At 40.1% G+C, this 4,774-nt stretch carries 4 protein-coding genes; all 4 read left to right on the top strand.

Going from position 1 to position 4,774, the window contains the following annotated elements:
* A partial coding sequence (locus ABZB17_RS20645; protein WP_372653208.1) for an MFS transporter occupies positions 1-1,123 on the top strand: 1,123 nt, incomplete at its 5' end.
* Positions 1,124-1,171: 48 nt separating this feature from the next.
* Positions 1,172-2,518, top strand: coding sequence for a sigma-54-dependent transcriptional regulator (locus tag ABZB17_RS20640; protein WP_372653207.1), 1,347 nt, complete (start codon positions 1,172-1,174; stop codon positions 2,516-2,518).
* A 183-nt stretch (positions 2,519-2,701) separates the two neighbouring features.
* Positions 2,702-3,610: a hypothetical protein gene (locus ABZB17_RS20635; protein ID WP_372653205.1), complete on the top strand. Its 909-nt coding sequence runs from the start codon at positions 2,702-2,704 to the stop codon at positions 3,608-3,610.
* Between the two features lie 132 nt (positions 3,611-3,742).
* Positions 3,743-4,603 (top strand): DUF4382 domain-containing protein, encoded by an 861-nt coding sequence (locus ABZB17_RS20630; RefSeq protein ID WP_372653203.1) that lies wholly within the window; start codon positions 3,743-3,745, stop codon positions 4,601-4,603.
* The last annotated feature ends 171 nt before the right edge of the window (positions 4,604-4,774 follow it).

The raw sequence follows: 4,774 nt of genomic DNA, 5'->3' as shown, positions 1-4,774 counted from the left end.
CGGACAGCTGTATACCATGTACAGTATTGCCGCCGTAATCGTTCTGTTCTTTAGCGGTGTTTTTATCGACAAATACGGTACGCGTGTTTCCATGGTATTATTTGGTGCCATTTGTAGTTTGGCAGGTTTTGTTACAGCTTTTAGCGACAATTTAACCATCATACTTATCGGCCGGTTTATATTAGGTTTTGGCAGCGAACCATTAATTGTTGCGCTAACCGTTGCGTTGGCAAAATGGTTTAAAGGAAAAGAACTTGGTTTTGCACTTGGTATCAATTTGCTTATTGGCCGGGGCGGATCTTATTTTGTTGACCGCTCGAATACCTGGGCCAGTTCGATATATGACCAGGGATGGCAGCCCGTTTTATACCTTGCTGCCGGAATCGGATTACTCTGCTTTCTTGGCGGTGTTATCTATTATTTTATCGAACGATGGACACAAAAACGTTATGTGCTTGGCAAAGCTGAAGAAACCGAAAAACTTGATTTTAAAGGATTGTTCAAATACAGCCCTTCGTTTTGGTATGTTGTAATTCTTTGTTTAACCTTTTATTCTGCCATTTTTCCGTTCCGCGGATTTGCTCCAACATTTTACCAGGATGCACATGGCGTAACAGAACAAATGGCAGGCAAACTCAATAGCGTTTTAATTATGGCAACCATGTTTGCCACTCCGGTAATCGGGCTATTGATCGACAAAATCGGACGACGTGCATTAATGATGTTTATCGGATCAATAATTATACTCCCCGTTTATTTGATGTTCGCCTACGGAAACATGTCTTTGTACATTCCCGTAACGTTAATGGGCATTTCATTTTCGCTTATTCCGGCAGTAATGTGGCCTTCGGTAGCCTATATAGTTGAAGAAAGCAAACTGGGAACCGCTTATGCATTAATGACTTTGTTGCAGCAGATTGGCGTAGCAGCAATGGCTTGGCTAATCGGTGTAACCAACGATGTTTCGAGAGCATCGGCAACTAATCCGGAAGGTTATATTCCCGGAATGTGGATATTTAGTATTCTTGGTTTTGTTGGTTTGTTATTTAGTTTTCTGTTGCGCCGTGCTGAAAAAGGACCAAAAGGACACGGGCTGGAAGAACCAAGCGGAAGTAAAGAATAGTATTAAGTGTACATACACTAAATACAAACTTGTACGTAGTATCGAAAGATGGAGGTTAAGAACATTAAAATATTTGTTGTTGAAGATGATGAATGGTACCGTCGTTTGCTGGTGCATAATCTTTCCATGAATCCGGATTATGAGATACAGGCTTTCGGAACCGGCAAAGAATGTTTGAATAATCTTCACGAACTTCCTGATGTTGTTACGCTGGATTACCGTCTGCCCGACATGAAAGGTCTTGAGGTACTCAAGCAGATAAAGGCAATTAACGACGATATTCAGGTTATTCTCATTTCGGAACAAGACGACATTGAAGTGGTTGTAGACCTGCTAAAACATGGTGCTTACGATTACATTGTAAAATCGAAAGATATACGCGAACGACTGCTGAACACGGTCAATAATATTAGTAAAGAGTTTAAACTCAGGGATGAAATTCGCTCGCTACGCCAGGAGGTTAAAAAGAAATACAGCTACGAAAATACAATTGTGGGCAACAGTCCGGCCACACAAAAAATTTATAACCTGATTGAAAAAGCTACCCGCACCAACGTTACCGTTTCAATAAGTGGCGAAACCGGAACCGGAAAAGAGCTGGTTGCCAAAGCCATTCATTACAATTCGTCGCGTGCCAAACAGCCTTTTGTTCCGGTAAACATGGCTGCCATTCCGAATGAATTGATCGAGAGTGAACTTTTTGGGCACGAGAAAGGCGCTTTTACCGGTGCTGCTGCACGACGTATAGGAAAATTTGAAGAAGCACATTCGGGCACCTTGTTTCTCGATGAAATTGCGGAGATGGATATTTCGTTACAGGCCAAACTTTTGCGTGCTTTGCAGGAAAAAGAGATTATCCGGGTTGGAAGCAACAAAGCGGTAAAAATCGATTGCCGCATAATTATTGCCACCAACAAAAACCTGTTGGAAGAAGTAAAAAAAGGCAACTTCCGGCAAGACCTTTATTACCGCTTTTATGGCCTCCCAATCGACCTTCCGCCCCTGCGCGACAGGGGAAATGATGTTATTGTACTGGCAAAAAGTTTTATCCAGCAATTTTGCAAAGAGAACAAACTGGAGCAAAAACAACTCTCTCCTTCTGCCAGTAAAAAGTTGCTGGCCTACCCTTTCCCCGGAAATGTACGCGAGTTAAAATCGGTAATCGAACTGGCAGCAACACTAGCCGATGAAAAAGAAATTACTGCCGATCATTTACTGCTCGAAGATGCCGAAAACATTGAAGGGCTGCTAACCGAGGAACTCACTCTTCGCGAATACAACCTGCGACTTGTTAAACGCATGCTCGATAAATACGACAATAAACCAAAGGTAGTTGCCGACAAGCTGGATATTGGTGTAGCCACCATTTATCGAATGCTTAAAAAAGATCAGTAGTAGATTCTCAAGATTATCATTTTGATAATACCTCTATCACATTGATAGTATTCTATTCTCCCCCACTTTTCCTCTCTATTCATTTTCAACCCATTACGCATTTCCAATTTTAATGGCACAACAATTGGCTATTACAAATCAAAATATCCAAAAAAAACTAATGAGGAGGAAATAGTCATGAAAATGAATAGAAAAATACAAAATGCAATTAGCATTGGTTTAGTGGTAATAATAGTTATTGCTGCTTTGGTTGGCATTTCAACTTACACGCAAAAAACAACCGAGATTAATGAACTTCAAGTACAAAATGCCGGCATGAACCAGGAACTGCAGAAACGCGATTCGATGGTGAATGAGCTGGTAGGTGCTTTTGATGAAATTGAGCAAAACTTGAAATTTATTAAAGAAAAACGTCAGGTTTTATCAGTGGAGTCGCAAAAAGAGGGGAACTACGACCGAAAGCAAGCAATTGTTGAAGACATCGCCCTGATGAATGATATGCTGGAGAAAAGCAGCGAGCACATTGCAGAGCTGGAACGTAAACTAAAAAAATCCGGTATAGAGATCAGTTCATTCAAAAAGAAAATTGCGGCCCTAAATCAAAGTATTGAGGAACAAAATACACAAATTGTTGCACTTCAACAGCAAATTGAAGAGCGCGATGTTATGCTGGCCGATATGTCGCAGACCATTGACACGATGCAGATCGTTCTTCAGGCAAAACAAGATACATTAATACAACAGCAACAGCTTATTGACGAAAAAATTTACCAGCTAAACAAAGGTTTTATTGCCTACGGAACCTATAAAGAGCTGGAAGAACATAACGTTTTGACCAAAGGCGGTGGTTTTCTGGGATTGGGAAAACAGGTTAAACTGAAAAGAAACCTGGACGAGGACTATTTTACTGAACTGAATATTCAGGAAACCAAAAGTATCCCTTTGTTTTCAAACGAAGCAACAATCATTTCAGAACACCCGGATAGTTCATACTCTTTTGTTGAACAAGATGGTGTAATTGCCTATCTGAACATTGATAATCCGGATGAATTCTGGAAGATCTCGAAATATGCGGTAATAGAAATTAAATAATATAGGTTTGCTGAAAGCAGAAGCGCGGGCAACAGAGGTTGTTCCCTTCTGCTTTTGTTTTTAACGCGCAAAACTACCCACGCGGTAGGCGAAAACAAATCACATTTATTAGAAAACATAAACGAAGAAGACATGAAGAAATTTGGATTAGCACTTACGACAATTGTATTGGGAATATTATTAATGGTAGCATGTAACGATAGCGAAACAATAAATTTTCCGGAAGGAAAAGGGAAAGTTAACGTGTATCTTACCGATGCGCCATTCCCAATTGAACTGGTGTCTCAAACCATTGTAACAATTGATAAAGTTGAAATCAGAAAACAGGAAAGCGATACTACCGAGTCATCGTTTATTCCAATTATGGTAGAACCTTTTGAGGTAGATCTGCTCACTCTTACAAACGGAATTACAGAACAACTGGCATCGGTTGAACTGGAAGCAGGAACTTACGACATGATGCGTTTGCATGTGGTTGATGCTGAAGTAATACTGACTGATGAAACAGTATTTGATTTGAAAATACCAAGTGGATCAAGCAGTGGTTTAAAAATTAAAATTGAGCCTGCTTTAACAATTAACAGCGGCGAGACTTCTGACGTATTGCTTGACTTTGATGTAAGCAAATCGTTTGTAGCAAAAGGCAACTGGAAAGGCGGAATGATTAATGGTTTTAACTTTAAACCGGTTATTCGTTGCGTACTGCTCGATCGTGCCGGAAGAATTGAAGGAACTGTTAGTGATACGTCGAATGTACTTTTACCCAACACCGCTGTTAATCTTTGGACTGAAGTGAACGACATTGAAGAAGACAGTTTAATTACCACTGCCTTTACCGATGAAATGGGCATGTATAAACTTATTGGAATACCGGAAGGGGCATATTATTTGATTGCTGAACAGGATAGCTTCCTGATCGATACAATTTGGAATGTAGATGTATTAAAAGGACAATCAACCCAGATAGACTTTGTTTTAACCCCTGAACCATAAATGGTTGCAAGAGTGAGGATCAATCTGTAATCAATGAGTTTGGTTAAGCTTAGTGGTTTTCAAGTATGGGCTGTTCGTTAATTCGGGCAGCCTTTTTTCGTGTTTAAAGTAGGCGATTTCAGAAGTAAGATTTTTCAAAATTGACAATACTTGAGAGGGATGGTATTTTTG

The sequence above is a fragment of the Draconibacterium sp. genome (assembly GCF_041583095.1).
Lineage (GTDB): Bacteria > Bacteroidota > Bacteroidia > Bacteroidales > Prolixibacteraceae > Draconibacterium.
The sequence above is the reverse complement of the archived record's forward strand: the minus strand, read 5'-3'. Positions and strand labels throughout refer to the sequence as shown.

Excerpts from the sequence above, each read along its gene's own strand:
- ABZB17_RS20640 (WP_372653207.1), top strand. The coding sequence starts at position 1,172 with ATGGAGGTTAAGAACATTAAAATATTTGTTGTTGAAGATGATGAATGG.
- ABZB17_RS20635 (WP_372653205.1), top strand. The coding sequence starts at position 2,702 with ATGAATAGAAAAATACAAAATGCAATTAGCATTGGTTTAGTGGTAATA.
- ABZB17_RS20630 (WP_372653203.1), top strand. The coding sequence starts at position 3,743 with ATGAAGAAATTTGGATTAGCACTTACGACAATTGTATTGGGAATATTA.